This window comes from Vreelandella salicampi, from assembly GCF_013415105.1.
Lineage (GTDB): Bacteria > Pseudomonadota > Gammaproteobacteria > Pseudomonadales > Halomonadaceae > Vreelandella > Vreelandella salicampi.
The window spans coordinates 90,892-106,477 of sequence record NZ_JACCDF010000006.1; the positions used below are offsets into that span (position 1 = coordinate 90,892).

The 15,586-nt window shown below is 55.1% G+C and carries 18 protein-coding genes and 1 tRNA gene; 14 read left to right on the forward strand and 5 right to left on the reverse strand.

What is annotated here, in order from left to right:
- Window positions 1-56: 56 nt before the first annotated feature.
- Window positions 57-701 carry a pyridoxamine 5'-phosphate oxidase gene (pdxH, locus tag HZS81_RS08540; RefSeq protein WP_179930133.1) on the forward strand — a complete coding sequence of 215 codons (645 nt, stop codon included), beginning with the start codon at window positions 57-59 and terminating at the stop codon, window positions 699-701.
- Window positions 702-824: 123 nt separating this feature from the next.
- On the opposite strand, the gene HZS81_RS08545 is transcribed toward pdxH, so the two are convergent.
- Window positions 825-3,572, reverse strand: coding sequence for a GNAT family N-acetyltransferase (locus tag HZS81_RS08545; protein WP_179930134.1), 2,748 nt, complete (start codon window positions 3,570-3,572; stop codon window positions 825-827).
- Window positions 3,573-3,727: 155 nt separating this feature from the next.
- Between HZS81_RS08545 and HZS81_RS08550 the strand changes: the two genes are divergently transcribed.
- Window positions 3,728-4,669, forward strand: a complete 942-nt coding sequence (locus HZS81_RS08550) for a histone deacetylase family protein (protein ID WP_179930135.1) — start codon at window positions 3,728-3,730, stop codon at window positions 4,667-4,669.
- A gap of 145 nt (window positions 4,670-4,814) precedes the next feature.
- Here HZS81_RS08550 and tusB read toward each other — a convergent pair whose 3' ends face one another.
- The 4 genes from tusB to HZS81_RS08570 all read right to left on the reverse strand — a co-directional run bounded on the left by tusB (window position 4,815) and on the right by HZS81_RS08570 (window position 6,655).
- Complete coding sequence (tusB, locus tag HZS81_RS08555; protein ID WP_179930136.1) at window positions 4,815-5,102, reverse strand: sulfurtransferase complex subunit TusB; 288 nt, start codon at window positions 5,100-5,102, stop codon at window positions 4,815-4,817.
- Between the two features lie 12 nt (window positions 5,103-5,114).
- Window positions 5,115-5,480, reverse strand: coding sequence for a DsrE family protein (locus HZS81_RS08560; protein ID WP_179930137.1), 366 nt, complete (start codon window positions 5,478-5,480; stop codon window positions 5,115-5,117).
- Between the two features lie 12 nt (window positions 5,481-5,492).
- Window positions 5,493-5,885, reverse strand: coding sequence for a sulfurtransferase complex subunit TusD (tusD, locus tag HZS81_RS08565; protein ID WP_179930138.1), 393 nt, complete (start codon window positions 5,883-5,885; stop codon window positions 5,493-5,495).
- A gap of 80 nt (window positions 5,886-5,965) precedes the next feature.
- Window positions 5,966-6,655 carry a Bax inhibitor-1/YccA family protein gene (locus HZS81_RS08570; RefSeq protein WP_179930139.1) on the reverse strand — a complete coding sequence of 230 codons (690 nt, stop codon included), beginning with the start codon at window positions 6,653-6,655 and terminating at the stop codon, window positions 5,966-5,968.
- A 166-nt stretch (window positions 6,656-6,821) separates the two neighbouring features.
- Here HZS81_RS08570 and HZS81_RS08575 point away from each other — a divergent pair, with 166 nt between their 5' ends.
- From HZS81_RS08575 to HZS81_RS08630, 12 genes are all read left to right on the forward strand, one after another.
- Window positions 6,822-7,586: a dienelactone hydrolase family protein gene (locus tag HZS81_RS08575; RefSeq protein WP_179930140.1), complete on the forward strand. Its 765-nt coding sequence runs from the start codon at window positions 6,822-6,824 to the stop codon at window positions 7,584-7,586.
- A 22-nt stretch (window positions 7,587-7,608) separates the two neighbouring features.
- Window positions 7,609-8,373 (forward strand): sulfite exporter TauE/SafE family protein, encoded by a 765-nt coding sequence (locus HZS81_RS08580; protein WP_179930141.1) that lies wholly within the window; start codon window positions 7,609-7,611, stop codon window positions 8,371-8,373.
- A gap of 74 nt (window positions 8,374-8,447) precedes the next feature.
- Window positions 8,448-8,538: transfer RNA gene (locus tag HZS81_RS08585), tRNA-Ser, on the forward strand.
- A 175-nt stretch (window positions 8,539-8,713) separates the two neighbouring features.
- Complete coding sequence (locus HZS81_RS08590) at window positions 8,714-9,997, forward strand: tyrosine-type recombinase/integrase (protein WP_179930142.1); 1,284 nt, start codon at window positions 8,714-8,716, stop codon at window positions 9,995-9,997.
- On the forward strand, window positions 9,990-10,766 hold the full coding sequence (locus tag HZS81_RS08595) for a hypothetical protein (RefSeq protein ID WP_179930143.1): 777 nt from the start codon (window positions 9,990-9,992) through the stop codon (window positions 10,764-10,766). The genes HZS81_RS08590 and HZS81_RS08595 overlap by 8 nt, the downstream gene beginning before the upstream one ends.
- A 66-nt stretch (window positions 10,767-10,832) precedes the next feature.
- Window positions 10,833-11,051, forward strand: a complete 219-nt coding sequence (locus tag HZS81_RS08600; protein ID WP_179930144.1) for a helix-turn-helix transcriptional regulator — start codon at window positions 10,833-10,835, stop codon at window positions 11,049-11,051.
- A 275-nt stretch (window positions 11,052-11,326) separates the two neighbouring features.
- Window positions 11,327-11,521 (forward strand): hypothetical protein, encoded by a 195-nt coding sequence (locus tag HZS81_RS08605; RefSeq protein ID WP_179930145.1) that lies wholly within the window; start codon window positions 11,327-11,329, stop codon window positions 11,519-11,521.
- Complete coding sequence (locus tag HZS81_RS08610; RefSeq protein ID WP_179930146.1) at window positions 11,518-11,976, forward strand: hypothetical protein; 459 nt, start codon at window positions 11,518-11,520, stop codon at window positions 11,974-11,976. Before HZS81_RS08605 ends, HZS81_RS08610 begins: the two co-directional genes overlap by 4 nt.
- Window positions 11,963-12,913 carry a toprim domain-containing protein gene (locus HZS81_RS08615; RefSeq protein WP_179930147.1) on the forward strand — a complete coding sequence of 317 codons (951 nt, stop codon included), beginning with the start codon at window positions 11,963-11,965 and terminating at the stop codon, window positions 12,911-12,913. The genes HZS81_RS08610 and HZS81_RS08615 overlap by 14 nt, the downstream gene beginning before the upstream one ends.
- The gene (locus HZS81_RS08620; protein ID WP_179930148.1) at window positions 12,910-14,466 is read left to right on the forward strand and encodes a YfjI family protein; all 1,557 of its coding nucleotides are present in this window, start codon (window positions 12,910-12,912) and stop codon (window positions 14,464-14,466) included. The genes HZS81_RS08615 and HZS81_RS08620 overlap by 4 nt, the downstream gene beginning before the upstream one ends.
- Window positions 14,466-15,017: a hypothetical protein gene (locus HZS81_RS08625; protein WP_179930149.1), complete on the forward strand. Its 552-nt coding sequence runs from the start codon at window positions 14,466-14,468 to the stop codon at window positions 15,015-15,017. The genes HZS81_RS08620 and HZS81_RS08625 overlap by 1 nt, the downstream gene beginning before the upstream one ends.
- Window positions 15,001-15,573 (forward strand): ERF family protein, encoded by a 573-nt coding sequence (locus tag HZS81_RS08630; protein ID WP_179930150.1) that lies wholly within the window; start codon window positions 15,001-15,003, stop codon window positions 15,571-15,573. The genes HZS81_RS08625 and HZS81_RS08630 overlap by 17 nt, the downstream gene beginning before the upstream one ends.
- Window positions 15,574-15,586 lie beyond the last annotated feature (13 nt).

The window sequence follows — 15,586 nt, forward strand, 5'->3', positions numbered from 1 at the left end:
GCTTTTGTTTTAGAGCAGCGAACATAGGCAAAACACTTTTTTGGGGGAGTAATACAATGACACGTAATATTGCCGACATTCGTCGCGACTATGAGGGTGGTCGGCTAGACGAGTCTCACACGCCTGATGACCCCTTTGCTCTGTTTGATGAGTGGTTTACGTTAGCTCTTGAGAGCGAAGGAAAAGACGGCAACGCCATGACACTTGCCACCGTAGACAGTCAAGGACATCCCCACGCTCGCGTCGTGCTGCTTAAAGGTTTCGATGAAAATGGCATGGTGTTTTTTACCAACTACCATAGCCATAAAGGCAGCGAACTTAACAATGTTCCCTACGCGGCATTAACGTTTTGGTGGCCGTCTCTTTCTCGCCAAGTGCGCATTGAAGGACGCACAGAGCAGGTCTCTGCCGATGAGTCCGATGAATATTTTGACAGTCGTCCGCGAGGCAGCCAGCTAGGTGCTTGGATTGCGACACAAAGCGTTATCATTCCTAACCGCAACTGGATTGAAGAGCGCCAAACGCGCTTTGAACAAGCGTATGAAGGCCAAGATATCCCCCGCCCAATTCACTGGGGTGGCTACCGCGTTATCCCCGATATGATTGAATTCTGGCAAGGCCAGCCTAGCCGCTTGCACGACCGTATACGCTTTGAGCGCCGTGAAGGCGAAGCCTGGAAACGCTTCCGGCTTGCGCCATAATTACTGACAACGGGCTAAGTATCCAAATCAGTTTAGACCTAACACAAGGGCGAGAATTTCGCTCTTGTTTCTTTTTGCTTCCGAGCCACTTCTTCTGATGTAACTCAGCCACGCAGGTATAACTCAGTCAGGCAAGCTCTCCAGGCGGTGGCGTTGCCACTCGCTTTCAGGTTCATTTAGGCTCATCACCGCATCAATCACCTGCTCTTCCATGTTGTAGCGACACTTAAAGCCTAGGTGCTTCATCAGCGCCCGCATCGGGTGATTATCCACCATGATTTTACCGATCATTTCTAACGTACCGATGCTACGACAGTAATCAATCATCTTCTTCATCAGTAGGCTACCAATCCCAAGCCCCTGAAGGTCATCGCGAATGATCACTGAGAACTCGGTGCGGATATTGTCAGGATCATTAAATACTCGCACAACGCCCAACATCTCTTTGCTGCCATCATCGCGTTGATATTCGGCAATAAAAGCCATCTGACGATCATAATTGATGTGCGACAACATCGATAAATCGCGTTTGGTCAGATCAGATTTATTGTGGAAGTAGCGAAACCGGATACTCTCTTCTGACAACTGGCGGTGAAAGTTGGTAATGAGCGGTGCATCTTCGGCACGAATCGGGCGCACCTCAACTTGCCAGCCATTTTTCAACGTCACCCATTCACGCAACTCCTCAGGGTACGGCATGATGGCAAAGCGGGCGGGCGTGCCGAGGTCCATGGCAAAGTCGACAGCAATCATTCCATCGCGGTTGAGAAGCAACGGGTTAATTTCCAGTCCTCTCAACTCGGTAAGTTCGGATGCCATTTGCGAGAGTTTGACGAGTAACTGGCAGAGTCTATCGATATCGCGCTGCGGGTCAGCGGAGTGCTCACGTAGCAGAGAAGCCGCATGAGTACGCCCGACAACATCAGCGGCAAGACTCATATTCAAAGGAGGTAGCGCCACCTGACGATCAGCCAAAATATTAACTTTATAGCCGCCAATACCAAAAACGATTAATGGGCCAAATACCGGATCACGCGTAATGCCGGCACAAATCTGCATTGAGTGCTTACCACGCTGCATCGGCTGTAAGCAGTACTCGTGGATCTCATATTCAGGGAATTTGTCCCTGACCTTCTCACCCAGACGCTTTATCCCATCCACCACTTCCTCAGCGGTTTCCAAATCTTGTAGTAACCCGGCTGAAATCTTATGAGGGTGCTTGCGGTAACGATACGGCCAGCAATTCCCTTCGTGTACGACTTTCAGGGCTTTTGCTCCGTCGATGCGTTTCGCTGCCTCAGCGGCCTCTTCTTCCGTGTGGACATACACGCTAGTGGCGGTAGGGATGCCATACGCTTCCAGCACCTGAGCCGTTTCTGAGTGGGTGAATGTTTGGCGTCCCAGCTCTTTTGCACTTTTAATCAAAGTGCGGCACTGGGCGCGAATATCCACGCTTGTAGAAAACGGCAGGCTTGGCGGTATCTCTTGCAACAGTAGCTGAACGCGTTGGTAATCCACCATGTGCATGAACGCTTTAACGGCTTTTTCCGGCGAGATATACGTCGGAATACCCGCGACATTACACTCGTGGCGTGCATTGAGTGCCTCTTTCAGTCCCATCCAACTGGTCAATAAGTTACGCCGGAATTTTTTGCGATTCTCAATCAGCGCCTGCGCCGTTGTCTTCGATGGCGCTAAACGGGTGGGAGCATGCACCACCAATACGGCGTCAACATTGGCATCTGCTGCCACGATTTCTAACGCCTCGACAAAGCGTTGTGGCGTTGCGTTGCCCCCAAGGTCTACCGGGTTTTCCCCCGGTTTAGTGAAATCCACTTGGCTTTTATGCAAAGCTTGCTGGGTTTCGACGCTAAACTGAGCCAGCTTTCCTCCAGCACTAATGAGCTTGTCGATGGCGAGCATCGCCGGCCCCAATCCGTTGGAGACCACTGCAAGGCGATCCCCTTTAAGCGGTTTCATGCGTGAAAGCGTTTCTAATGCATCAATAAGCTCGTCCGAGTCATTCACCCGTACAACGCCTGCGCGCGAAAACGCCGCATCAAAGACTTTATCGCGATTAGCAATGCCAGGCGTCGGCGGCATGCCCGAAATATCGGATTCGATCGTACGGCCGCTTTTAATCGCCACCACCAGGCGGTTTCTCGAAGCGTCACGCACCGCGGTCATAAAGTGCTGAGCATCGTTGACCCGCTCTAAGTGCAACAAAATTGCTTGGGCTGGGGAGAACTGGTTCACATAGTCGATTAAGTCAGGCAGCAGCACATCGACGCTATCGCCCACGGTAATTAAATGGGAAAAGCCCACGTCACGGCCTCCGGCCCAATCAATCATCGCATTGGCCAGCATCCCGGACTGACCAAGGTAGGCAACGCGACCGGCTTTTACCTGCTGACTGGCGTAGGAGGCATTGAGCTTTTTCCCTGGCACAATCACGCCCATACATTCAGGCCCGAGTAAACGAATACCCGAAACACGGGCGGCTTTTAGCATGCGTTCGCGAATGGATCCTTTATTGCCTTTATCGCGATCTAAATAAGCGCCACCAGATAGAACGACAGCAGCTTTCACACCAAAGTGGCCTAACTGTTTAATTAGCTGGGGAACGCCATCAATCGGCGAACAGATCACGGCTAAATCAGGCACCTCAGGAAGATCATTGACGTGGCTTACGCACGTTTCACCAAAGACATGCGCATAGCCACGCAGATTCACCGCCCAGATAGTTCCTTTAAAGCCGCCTTCTTGAATATTGCGCAACACTAAGCCGCCCAACGATTCAGTTTTTTCTGAAGCACCAAATACCGCAATCGTTCGGGGTTCAAAAAAATGGTGTAAAAAGCGTGTACTCACGTATAGCTCTCCCGCTACGGTCAAAAACAAGTACGCTCAGCCCATCGCGACGGTAAAGCAAATAGCTAAATAAATATGCCATTTAAGACTTATTGACACTGTCGCAAGACACCGCGACGCGATTATGGTGCCTATATTCATAATGGAGCGTTTGAATGATTACTGCCTACCTTACCCACCCTCACTGCTCTTTGCATCATATGGGGCCTGAACATCCGGAAAGCCCGAAGCGCTTAGAGGCGATTAGCGCACGACTATCGCTATCCGGTCTTCTTCAGCAAACCATGCAGGGGGATGCCAAGGAGGCCACTGATGAAGACTTGGCCCGCGTCCACCCCATTCGCCACCTTAAGGCGTTGGAGAAATGCGTTCCCACCGAAGGGATTGTGACGCTTGATAGCGACACAATGATGAATCCTGATAGTTTAAAAGCAGCTCGGATGTCGGCAGGGGCCGTATTGCGTGGGGTTGATCAAGTCTTTCGGCGCCAAGCAGATAACGTATTTTGCGCGGTAAGGCCACCGGGGCATCATGCGGAAGCCTCCGATGCGATGGGGTTTTGCTTTTATAACAATATAGCGGTTGGTGCTGCCTATGCACGTGAAAAATATGGGGCGCGGCGCATCGCTATTCTGGATTTCGATGTACATCAGTGTAACGGTACTATCGATATTTTTAAGAACGACCCGAACTACCTTATCTGTAGCAGCTTTCAATACCCCTTCTACCCGTGGCGCTACCTGCGTAGCGAGTGGCAAAACGTAGTGAATACGCCGCTTGAAGTGGGCACACAAAGCGACGAATTCCGTCGAATTGTAGAAAATCACTGGCTACCCGCCCTACATGCTTTTAAACCTGATCTCGTCATGCTCTCTGCGGGTTTTGATGCCCATCGCGAAGATCCGATGGCAGATGTATGTCTAGAAGATGAAGATTTCTACTGGGTAACGCACATGGCGATGGAAATTGCGACACTTTATGCAGATAACCGCGTGGTCTCTGTTCTGGAAGGGGGTTATAACCTCACAACGCTTGCCAGCGGGGTTGAAGCACATATCAAAGCGCTTCTAGGGCAACCGTTTGAATCTGTCCCATAATCACAATAAAGGGGCACGGATTCCGTGCCATTTGTTTAGCCATTCATCCTTAATTCAAAGATTAAGCGTAGCGTCAGAATGAACTTGGTTGATGACTACGAATTCTAGTTTTTTGTGATTTTCTATCTAAGATAACGGTATATTTTTAATGCCATGAAATAGTCCGCTGACACTTTGCCGATAACTTTACGAAGGTATTCACATCCACTCTCTGCTGCGGTGCGGCTAAGGCGAGTATCCCGCGCGCCTGGAGATCTTCTTCCATGACAAAAATTCGCTCTGGGGCTAACGCCCACCCCTGCCACGCTTGATCTAACACTGCTACGACAGCGTCTTCAATCAACACGAGTTGATCTTCTGGCCCCATCGCGCGCAGTGCCTGAGAGGCCGTCTCACCAAACTGTGGCGCTCGGTTAACGATATGTAGCAGCACTTGAACTCTCCCTTAAAAATTAAGGATATTCGCAGCATCGGCAAAGCAGCCACGAATTTGTTCCTCATCTAGCAGCGTTATTCCTTCCACTAGGCTATCGGCTTTTACGTTAAGCGCATAAAGGTCGGCCGCCGCTACGCATAAATGCTGAATATCGTACATAGCCAACGTTTCCCGCGTGGGAAGCAGCGGTTTTTCTACCCCCGGCTTTTGCGCCTGACCTGGCAGCAATGCCAAAACACCCTGTCCCATGAATAAAAGACTGACCGTTTTACCAAATGCGGCGCCTACCATGGCAGCATCTAGTGCTTCACGTAACCAGAGCCCGCTTTGCGGTGCCTGCCTAATGACTACCAGTAACGTATCTTTTTGGCTCATACCTCGCTTCCATTAAGGGGCGAATGTTATTAAACGATCACAACGTTGCTGGAGCGCAATCAGCTGCCCAAGACCTGTTAGCTCAAAGGGAGGCTCAACGTTATAGGCTGAGTATCTATGGCGCTTAGCTTCCGCTGAGTCAACCAAACCTCGCTGTAGGGCCGCAGCGATACACACATCTAGGTTAACCCCGTATTGCTGATGCAATGCTTTCCAGGCACTGCGCAGGCACATGGCATCTTGCGCTGGTGTAACCAGTGACGAGGCATTATGTACCCCTTCATGGTAGAAAAAAACGCTCTCAAGATCATACCCTTGACCGATCACTGCATGCGCAAATCGCAGCGCCGAATACGGCGCTTGGCTGACATAAGGCGCCCCCATGACCAGCAACGCATATCGCATACCGCCCTCTCCTTTTAAAACAAAACAAGCCCTACCTTTCGATAGGGCTTGTCAAGCTTAAACTTGCTAACTTATACGTATTAGTCGCTACTCATAATACCTAGCAATGAAAGCAAGCTGACAAACAGGTTATAGATAGAGACATACAGCGTAACGGTAGCCAAGATATAGTTGGTTTCGCCAGCGCGATGAATGATTTCGCTGGTTTGGTACAAAATGGCTGCAGAGGCAAACAGCACAAAGCCAGCCGACACCATTAGTGACAGCGCCGCAATGTTAAAGATTAAGCCAGCAACCATGGCTAGAATTAGCACAATCGCACCAGCCACGAGGAAGTTGGCCAGGAAACCAAAATCTTTCTTAGTGATCAAGGCCACCGCCGAAAGGCCAAAAAAGGTCACACCTGTCATCGCCAATGCCGTCATGATCAGCGAAGCACCATTAGGCAGGGCAAGATAGGCAGATAGCATCGGGCCTAGGGTAAATCCCATAAAGCCGGTGAACGCGAACGTCGCAAGCAAACCCATTGCTGAATTCGCCGTTTTATGCACCAAAAACATGAGACCGTAAGCGCCGATAAAGAACACGAATATATTCATACGCTCAATACCTAGCGCCATTGCTCCACCCGCGGTTACTGCTGAGAACAGCAGGGTCATGGCAAGCAAGGCATAGGTGTTGCGCAGCACTTTATTCGTGCTGATGCTATTTGAATAACCACTTTGTCCAGCAGGCGCTGAACGCGAAACACGTGAGTCGTTGTAAGCCATGCGACTTGCTCCCTAAAAAAACGCGTTAACAACAACTGACAAGCATGCCGTTCTCAAGTTCCCAACGCAAGCCTCACCATTCCACGCAAGCTAATTTCGCCTACGCTATGCTTGTAGCAGGAATGCAAATCGTGACCCACTCCCTAACCTACTAATTGGATTGATTATGGTTGCCATAAAGAAAACGCTGATCATCACCTCGTTACTGCTCGCCACCGCACCTGCTTTTGCTTTCACCCCTGAAGGTGAAGACATTCGCTATACAAAAAACGATGAAACCTTTGAAGGCTATTTTGTTGTGGCACAGGGCACCTCAAAAGGCAGTGTGATCATCATTCATGACTGGGATGGGTTGGATGATTATGAACGCCAAAGAGCTGATATGCTCGCTAAGCAAGGCTATGACGCCTTTGCCTTGGATATATTTGGCGCCGATAACCGCCCCAAAGCCGTAGAGGATAAACAAGCGGCTACTAACCGCCTTTATCAAGATAGAGAACGCATGCGCCAGCTCACCCAGGCGGGCATTGAGGCCGCTAGAGCGCAGGGAGCAGACAACAACAGCGTACTTCTTGGCTACTGCTTTGGCGGTGCAGTAACGCTGGAAATGGCCCGCGCTGGCACAGCTGACAACATCGTCGGTTATGCCAGCTTTCATGGTGGGTTAGACACCCCAGAAGGTCAGCAGTATGAGGCCGACTCCGCTCCTATTTTTATCGCGCACGGCGGCGCCGATAGCATCGTAAGCCTTAACGATGTGGCAACGCTTGCCGGGAAATTAGAAGCAGCAGCGACTGAATACGAGATTGGCATTTACGCAAACGCCCCGCACGCATTTAGTGTATTTGGCAGTGATCGCTATCATGAAACCGCTGACAAGCGTTCATGGGAGACTTTCTCAGACTGGCTTAATGATAATATAGCGCCCTAACCTTTTACGATTGGCTGCGCCAATGACCACACTGTTTGAGACACTGTCCCCACTTTCTGGCGGTATTAATGCATTACTGATCATTATCTCCGCGCTAACGTCGGCTTTCACCGCCGCCGTTGGCGTGGGGGGTGGGCTTTTAATGATCATGGCGATGGCTCAAGTCATGCCGGCAACGGTCATTATTCCTATCCATGGCGTGGTACAGCTTGGCTCCAACGCTGGCCGAGCAGCTTTAACTTGGCAGCATATTGACCGCCGAACCATTGCGGCTTTTCTACCCGGCGTTGTGCTTGGTGCCTTGGCCGCTATTTGGCTACTCATACGTTTGCCCGCCGGTATGCTTGAATTTTTTATTGCTGCCTTTGTGCTTTACTCCTGCTGGGGGCCACCGCTACCCAAACACGCTTTAGGTGCTACCGGCACCGTCGTAGCCGGCGCCATTACCACGTTATTATCCAGTTTTGTTGGAGCCAGCGGACCGATGGTTTCCGCTTTTATCAAGCAAGGCCAAACCAACCGTTTAAACAAAGTAGCGACGTTTTCCGCCTGTATGTCACTACAACACCTAACAAAGGTGTTCGTCTTTGGCTTTGCCGGCTTTGTCTTTCACGACTGGCTCGGATTACTCTCCGCTATGATCGCTTTCGGCTTTATCGGCACGTGGATAGGGGTTCGTTTGCTGCACTACCTTTCAGAGTATCGGTTTGATGCCCTTTTCAAATGGGTATTAACGCTTTTATCACTGCGCCTTCTCTGGATGGGTATTCAGCGGCTCGGCAGCTAGTGCTGCTAATGAGCGACTATTCTCTTAAGAGCGTTGACTTCTAAGGGAAAGCTGGTAGTATACGCAACCAAGTCGGAGGGATGGCAGAGCGGTTGAATGCACCGGTCTTGAAAACCGGCAAGGGTTAATAGCCCTTCCAGGGTTCGAATCCCTGTCCCTCCGCCAAGACACCCTGAAGAAGCCCGCCTCGAGCGGGCTTTTTTTCGTCTTAACTCCCTGAAATCAGGCATTTACCCGCTAAACGCTGTTGCGTGCTGTTGCATCGAAGCGCAAGCAAGCGCAATATCTATGTTGGGTAGGATGTTGGGTAGGATGTTGGGTAGAGAGTTGGGATTCCATTATGCCAAGACAATCGAAGCCTTTAACCGCGCTGGAAGTGAAGCGCCTAACGCACCCTGGCTTTCATGCCGTGGGCGAGGTTCCTGGCCTTCATCTGCAAGTGACCAAGACCGGCGCTCGCTCCTGGGTTCTGCGTTATGCAACCGGCGAGACGCGGCTGGCACGATCAGGTAAGCCTTATAAGGTTCGCCGTGATATGGGGCTGGGGAGCTACCCCGGCGTATCACTGGCACAAGCACGCGATAAAGCCCGGCTGGTACATGAAAAGCTGGATGCAGGCATTGACCCGATCACCGAGCGCAAAGCTGCCGACCAATCACGCCGCGCGGCTGAGCTGGCGCGCATGACCTTCGCTGATGCCGCTGCCGAGGTGGTCAAGATCAAGCAGGCAGAGGCGCGCAACGTCAAACACGGCAAGCAGTGGGCGGCCACGCTCGAAACCTACGCTTACCCCAAACTTGGGGAAATGGCCGTTTCCGACATTGAGATGGTTCACGTCAAGCAGGCGCTTGAACCGATCTGGCAGACCAAGACCGAGACCGCCACTCGCGTTCGCCAACGTATTGAAGCCGTACTGAACTGGGCAACGGTTCACGGGCACCGCCAAGGCGACAACCCGGCGCGCTGGAAAGGCAACCTCGACACCGTGCTACCCGCCCCCAGCAAGGTGGCTAAAGTGGAGCACCACCGCGCCATGCCGATCGACGCCATGCCGAGCTTTTGGCAGGCGCTAGAGAAGCGCACAGGCGACGCGGCCAAGTGCCTGGCCTTCACGATCCTGACCGGCTGCCGTTCCGGCGAGAGCCGTGGCGCCACCTGGGCAGAGATCGACCTCGACAACGCCATCTGGATTATCCCGGCTGAGCGCATGAAGGCAGGCAAAGAGCACCGCGTGCCGTTATCCGCGCCAGCCCTGACCTTGCTCAAGGCACAGCCTCAAGACCGAGAGCGCGTATTCCAAAGCCCCCAAGGTAAAGCACTATCCGATGCGGCCATGACTGCCCTACTCCGCCGCATGGGCGAGGATCACCGGGCCACCGTTCACGGTTTCCGCTCCACGTTCCGGGACTGGATGGCAGAGCGCACCGGCACCCCGCACGAGGTAGCCGAGGCCGCGCTGGCGCACACCATCAAAAGCAGCACCGAAGCCGCCTATCGTCGTGGCGATCTGTACGCCAAGCGTGCGCGTGTCATGGATCAATGGGCCGCCTTCATCACCACACCGGCACCGGCTGGCGCCAGCAATGTAGCGCCGATCCGTGGGGAGGTGGCCAGCGATGGATGATGAACTGAAGGCTATTCAAGACGACCTGGATGCAGTGCTCGAGCGATTGGGGAGACACCTGCAACAAAGCAAATATGCGTTTTTTATCTTCACCCCAAGAAAACGAAGTTATGAGCGCCAGCCTGATGCACCTTTTGCGCCTGCACCATGGATACTTGACGGGCCATATACTTCACCAAGAGAAGACGCTGCCCGTGTTGTTTTTCAGTACGTATGCGGACGCCAGAGAAAAAGCATCAAGCCTTACGCCAATATCATGCGAGCAATATACGATGTTTGCAGCATAAGAAACGAAAGAGAGCGCAGGACAATCAAACTTGTTGAGGAGCATGGAGAGGACTTAGGCCATTTAATAGCCGCCATCACCAACATGACTGACTGTTACTCACACGGTCTACATCCACCGGAAACACTACACACTGAGCTTTTAGGCCATGCCGCAGAAGCGTATTTAAGGAAAGAGGTTGAATACTTAGGACAAGACTTCGGACTTAAACTGAACAGCAAGCGTGAAGTGGACAGGAAGGCACAAAAAAGATTTTCAGCGGTGCTGACCGTATTTAATAAACACCGCCAAGACTCTAAACGCTATCCCATTGGGGAAGCATTATTCGAGCTTGCTGGCGCGCCATATGGAATGTCTGCATCCGTGGTCAAGCGAGCTTACTATGCTCCTGGCATGCAAGAGGAGCTTGCAAGGCTGAATAAGCAAATGGATGAGCTTGAAAAGTCACATCCGCCGCCCTGGTCAAAAACAGACGAAAACTGACAAATACACCACCCCATCACCTCGCCAAGATGCTCCACGTCACCCGCGACAACGGAGCATCACACCATGGCAGCCAAAGCGACACCCCAAACCACCCCGAAGCCCGGCAATGAGTTTTTAAGCGCTGAGCAGGTATCCCACCGCTATGGCGTACACCGCGCCACCCCTTACCGCTGGGCACATCAAGGCGACTTCCCGAAGCCGATCAAGCTAGGCGCCAACGTCACCCGCTGGGCACTGGCAGACCTCGAAGCCTGGGAGCAATCCCAGAAGGAGGTTTCCTAATGCTTGCCTATGCGACGCCCTGCGTTTACGCTAAACGGGCTGGCGCAAAATCGTCAGCCGGGTTTGGCGACCCGAACTTCAAACGGCGCACTAGCGCCCACCGCGATAAAGGCGCTTTTTTTGCGCCCACTATTCGCGTATATGGTGGCTGTGCGTGGGAGACCGCAAGGTCTGCCGGTTTACGTTTGAGCCGGTTCGCCAACCCGCGTACAGCCACCCCCAAGCACTGTTTGGCGACAGTCGGGGATGGCTCCACATCAAACGGAGTCACACCCATGTCTCACCTAAATACCCTCATTCTCCGCAGCCTCGAAGGCCGCGCCGCTGCTCACAGAGCAATGGCCAAGGCAGCACTGTTTGCTGACTCGAGCGCTCGCACCCGCCTTAACCGTTACAACCACCACCAAAACCAAGCCAAAGCACTGGATGCCCGCCTCGCCGCTGCAAAGCGTCAGGAGGTGCAGGCATGAACACCACCATCAACCTCACCCTTCACGCCGCTGATGTTTGGGAAACCGCTGAGCATCTTCGCCACCTAGCCGACCGTATCGACCGCATTGGCGGTAATGCCGTGCCTGAGCCTGGTGAACAGCACGATGTTGTTATCAATAACGAGATCGTCGGCACCATGGCAGGACCGCCCGCCCACACCGCGCCCCAGCAACCGCGCCCTAAGCGAATGGCGGATTCCATCATTCTCGGCACTCACGCCACCGCTATCGTTGACTGTAACGCGGCGATCACTGGCCTGGCGCAAATCCTGATTAACGCAGGCGTGCAAGACGATTGCGAAGGCGAGCCACCCGTCAACAACTACCAACGCGGCTGTATCGAGATGGCAATCGAGAAATTGGCCGAGCGCGCGGTTTCATCGGCGGAATGGATCGAGGAACAGTGCGCAGGAGGTGGGCATGGTGACGCCTAGCACGCAAGAAAAAGCCCGGCTGGGAGGCCGGGCAGACGTTGGGGCAGCATCCGTTGCTGGCGCTGAGTATAGCACCATCGAGCACGCCCTAAGCGATGCGCTCGCCGCCCACGGTATCACCGGCCTGGCGATCCGCGCGGATGGTGGCATTCACCGCTTTGATAGTGCCGACAAGCCCAAGGGCAACCGCAACGGCTGGTACGTCTGCCCCACGCTGGAAGTGGCTGTTTATGGCTTCTGGCACACCGGCGAGCAGCACACCATCACCACCGGTGGGAAAGCCGACCCCGCCGCCGCTGCCGAGACCCGGCTGGCGTATCAACGCGCCCGCGAACAGCGCGAAGCCGAGCGCCGCGCGCAACAAGCACGCACCGCTGAGCAGGCCCGCCGCTGGTGGGCTGCTGCTGGCGCTGCCGATCCCAACCACCCGTACCTCACCAAGAAGCGCCTGGCGCCCTATGGGCTACGACAGCGAGACACCATGCTGCTGGTGCCGTTGTTCCATGACGGGGAGCTGGTCAACCTTGAGCGCATTTACCCGCACGGAGCCAAAAAGGCGCTGTTTGGTGGACGTGCCAAAGGCGTGGCCAGCCTGGTGGGAAGCCTCGCTAGTGCGGACCGCGTACTGGTAGCCGAGGGCTGGGCCACCGCCGCCGCGCTCCACGAGGCGATGGGCGTGCCGGTCGTCGTCGCTCGCAACGCCGATAACCTCGAGCCGGTCGCACGCCGCCTGCGCCAGCGCTTACCGGATGACGTGACCATCACCATCGCCGCCGATGATGACCGCTTCACCGAAGGCAACCCCGGCGCCACCAAGGCCCGGTTGGCTGCGCTCGCTATTGGCGCCAAGGTGCTGATGCCGACGTTCTGCCCCGGCTGTGCGCGCTGTACGGACTTTGCGGACGTGGCCTTGTGCCGTAAGGAGCGTGTTGCATGACGTATGCCACCGTAGAGCAAACACCCATGGGCGTGGAGATGTACCCGGGAAGCGTCCAAGCCGGGGAGCGTGGCGAACCGACCCGAGAGGCGCCCAAGCCTAAGCCGCTACCCGATAGCCTCAGCAAGGTGGACGCCTTTGAACCGGAGATGCTGCCCGCGCCGATCCGCGCCTACATCATGGATACCGCTCACCGGCTGCAATGCCCGCCCGAATACTGCGCTGTTACGTCGCTGGCGCTGCTCGCTGGGCTGGTGGGCCATAAGGTGCGGTTGAAGCCCAAACAGTACGATGATTGGGAGATTGTGGCGACGTTATGGGCTGCCCTGGTGGGAGGCCCGAGCGCGATGAAAAGCCCGGCGCTCAAGGCGATGCGCTTTCCCATCGACGCCATTGAAGCCGAGGCCCGGCGCCAGCATGAAGAAGCCGCCCGGCGCTATGAAACCGATCAGGAGTTGGAGGAGCTGGCGCGCGCCGAAGCCAAGAAGAAAGCAAAGGGCTTTGCCGCCAAAGGCGATATGGACGCCGCCCGCGCCGCGCTCGAGTCGGTTGAAGAAGCCACACCGCCCCCGGCACCGCTGCGCCTGACGATCAACGATGCGACCGTCGAAAAGGCCGGGGAACTGATGAACGCGGCAGAGTACCACCTCACCATATTGCGGGATGAGTTGGCTGGATGGCTCGCCAAGATGCAGCAAGAGGAGTACGCCAGCGACCGCGCCTTTTACCTCGAAGCCTTCAACGGCGATGGCCGCTTCACCTACGACCGTATAGGCCGGGGAACGGTGGCTATTGAACGGTGTGCGCTCAACATCGTGGGCGGTATCCAACCCAGCAAGCTGGCGCCTATCGTGCGCAGCGCCACCAAGGGCACCGCCAACGATGGCCTGATACAGCGGTTTCAGTTGGCTGTCTGGCCTGATGCGATCCGTCATTGGGAATGGATTGACCGCACCCCCGACCCCGACGCTAAGGAGCACTATCGCCAAGCGTTCTATCGCTTGCACGCCCTGGAACTCGACGCCGACGAAGAAGGCAACCCGCCAAGTTGGCACTTCACCCCGGAGGCTCAAGCGCTGTTTGTGGAATGGGCCACTGAGATCAACCTCGAGTGCCGATCCGATGAACTGCCCCCGCTGCTGGCAGAACACCTTCTCAAGATGCCCAAAACAGTTGGGAGTTTGGCGCTGCTGTTTGCTGTGATCGACGGCGATCAAGGCGCGGTAGGCGCCACCGCCACCGCCCGCGCGCTCGATTGGGCGGAATTGCTGCGCAGCCACGCTGAGCGGCTGTACAGCGCCGCGCTTAACCGAGACGTGGAAGGCGCCAAGCTGATACTCAAGCGCCGCCACAAGCTGCCATCGACGTTCAAGGCCAAGCAGGTACAGCAACGTGGATGGTCTGGCCTGGATACCTCGGAGGCTGTGCAAGACGCGCTGAGCTTGCTGGTAGAGCATGGCTACCTGACCGAAGTGGAGACGCCAACGCTAGGTAGGCCAAGCATCAACTACTACTGGCACCTGGATTATCTGCCAGAGCAGGAGGGCGAATAATGGGCCGTTGGTTACATCGCGTACAAGCAACCGGCGGCAGCGATACCGCCACACTACCCGAAGAAAAAAATCAGAAAAGCGTAGGCCACCTACCCTACAAAACCTACGAAAGCCCTTCTGTAGGTTCTGTAGGTAAGGCACAAGATGCTTTTGGTGAAAATCAGAAAAGCGCCAGCAACCACCCCCCGAAAACCCCGAAAAGACCTTTAGTAGGTTTAGGGGGGGAGGTACACGGGGCTTTTTCAGAAAAATACGCCACCCGTCAGGAGGTGGAGACGATGCTGGCAGCGCTGCGCCATGTAGGCCACGACCTCAAGGAAGTGGAGCCGCTGGCGCGTACCGTCATGCGCAACCTGACCCGCGCCGCCGCTGCCGAGATGGCCGCCGTGCTCGATGATCTGTTTCACACCGCACCGACACGCGATGTCGCACGTACCCAATGCCGCCGTGTGCTGAGCGATCCACAAGCGCTCGCCGCCGCTAAAGCCGTATGGCCAAACCTGGCGCTGCTGAACGATGATGAAGGAGATACCCATGCAAACCTCACCTGAGATCAACGAACTGGCTGGCGCGCTGGCCAAGGCCCAAGCCGAGATGCAAGACGCGGCGAAGGACGGTTTCAATCAGCACCTAGGCCAAGGGTACGCCACGCTTCACGCTGTCATGGGCGCGATCCGGCAACCGCTGGCTAAGCACGGGCTGGCGCTGGTGCAGTCGATCGAACACTCAGGGGGAGAAGTCGCCGTGACCACGCGCCTGCTACACGCCACCGGGCAATGGCTCGAGTCTCGCCTGGCGATGCCCGTGCCACGTCAATCGCCGCATGGTATCGGCACCGCCGCGACCTACTGCCGACGCTATGCCGCCGCCGCTATCGTGGGCCTGGCACAGTCGGATGATGACGCCGGGGAGGCAGGCGAACAGCCGGGCCGCCTGGCTGAGCAGGACGGTATCGACCTAGAGAGAGCATTGGCTGGTGTGGCTGGCGCTGAGGATGCCAACCGCCTAAATGAGATTGCCAACTGGTGCCGACCTCGAGCGACGCCAGCGCAGTGGCAGCAAATCCACGACGCCGCGACTGCCCGCGCGCACGCTTTGGAAGCATGAAATCAGATAAGGA

Bases quoted from the DNA above. Each gene is read 5' to 3' on its own strand.
- pdxH (WP_179930133.1), top strand. From the start codon at position 57: ATGACACGTAATATTGCCGACATTCGTCGCGACTATGAGGGTGGTCGG.
- HZS81_RS08550 (WP_179930135.1), top strand. From the start codon at position 3,728: ATGATTACTGCCTACCTTACCCACCCTCACTGCTCTTTGCATCATATG.
- HZS81_RS08560 (WP_179930137.1), bottom strand. From the start codon at position 5,480: ATGAGCCAAAAAGATACGTTACTGGTAGTCATTAGGCAGGCACCGCAA.
- tusD (WP_179930138.1), bottom strand. From the start codon at position 5,885: ATGCGATATGCGTTGCTGGTCATGGGGGCGCCTTATGTCAGCCAAGCG.
- HZS81_RS08570 (WP_179930139.1), bottom strand. From the start codon at position 6,655: ATGGCTTACAACGACTCACGTGTTTCGCGTTCAGCGCCTGCTGGACAA.
- HZS81_RS08575 (WP_179930140.1), top strand. From the start codon at position 6,822: ATGGTTGCCATAAAGAAAACGCTGATCATCACCTCGTTACTGCTCGCC.
- HZS81_RS08580 (WP_179930141.1), top strand. From the start codon at position 7,609: ATGACCACACTGTTTGAGACACTGTCCCCACTTTCTGGCGGTATTAAT.
- HZS81_RS08590 (WP_179930142.1), top strand. From the start codon at position 8,714: ATGCCAAGACAATCGAAGCCTTTAACCGCGCTGGAAGTGAAGCGCCTA.
- HZS81_RS08595 (WP_179930143.1), top strand. From the start codon at position 9,990: ATGGATGATGAACTGAAGGCTATTCAAGACGACCTGGATGCAGTGCTC.
- HZS81_RS08600 (WP_179930144.1), top strand. From the start codon at position 10,833: ATGGCAGCCAAAGCGACACCCCAAACCACCCCGAAGCCCGGCAATGAG.
- HZS81_RS08605 (WP_179930145.1), top strand. From the start codon at position 11,327: ATGTCTCACCTAAATACCCTCATTCTCCGCAGCCTCGAAGGCCGCGCC.
- HZS81_RS08610 (WP_179930146.1), top strand. From the start codon at position 11,518: ATGAACACCACCATCAACCTCACCCTTCACGCCGCTGATGTTTGGGAA.
- HZS81_RS08615 (WP_179930147.1), top strand. From the start codon at position 11,963: ATGGTGACGCCTAGCACGCAAGAAAAAGCCCGGCTGGGAGGCCGGGCA.
- HZS81_RS08620 (WP_179930148.1), top strand. From the start codon at position 12,910: ATGACGTATGCCACCGTAGAGCAAACACCCATGGGCGTGGAGATGTAC.
- HZS81_RS08625 (WP_179930149.1), top strand. From the start codon at position 14,466: ATGGGCCGTTGGTTACATCGCGTACAAGCAACCGGCGGCAGCGATACC.
- HZS81_RS08630 (WP_179930150.1), top strand. From the start codon at position 15,001: ATGCAAACCTCACCTGAGATCAACGAACTGGCTGGCGCGCTGGCCAAG.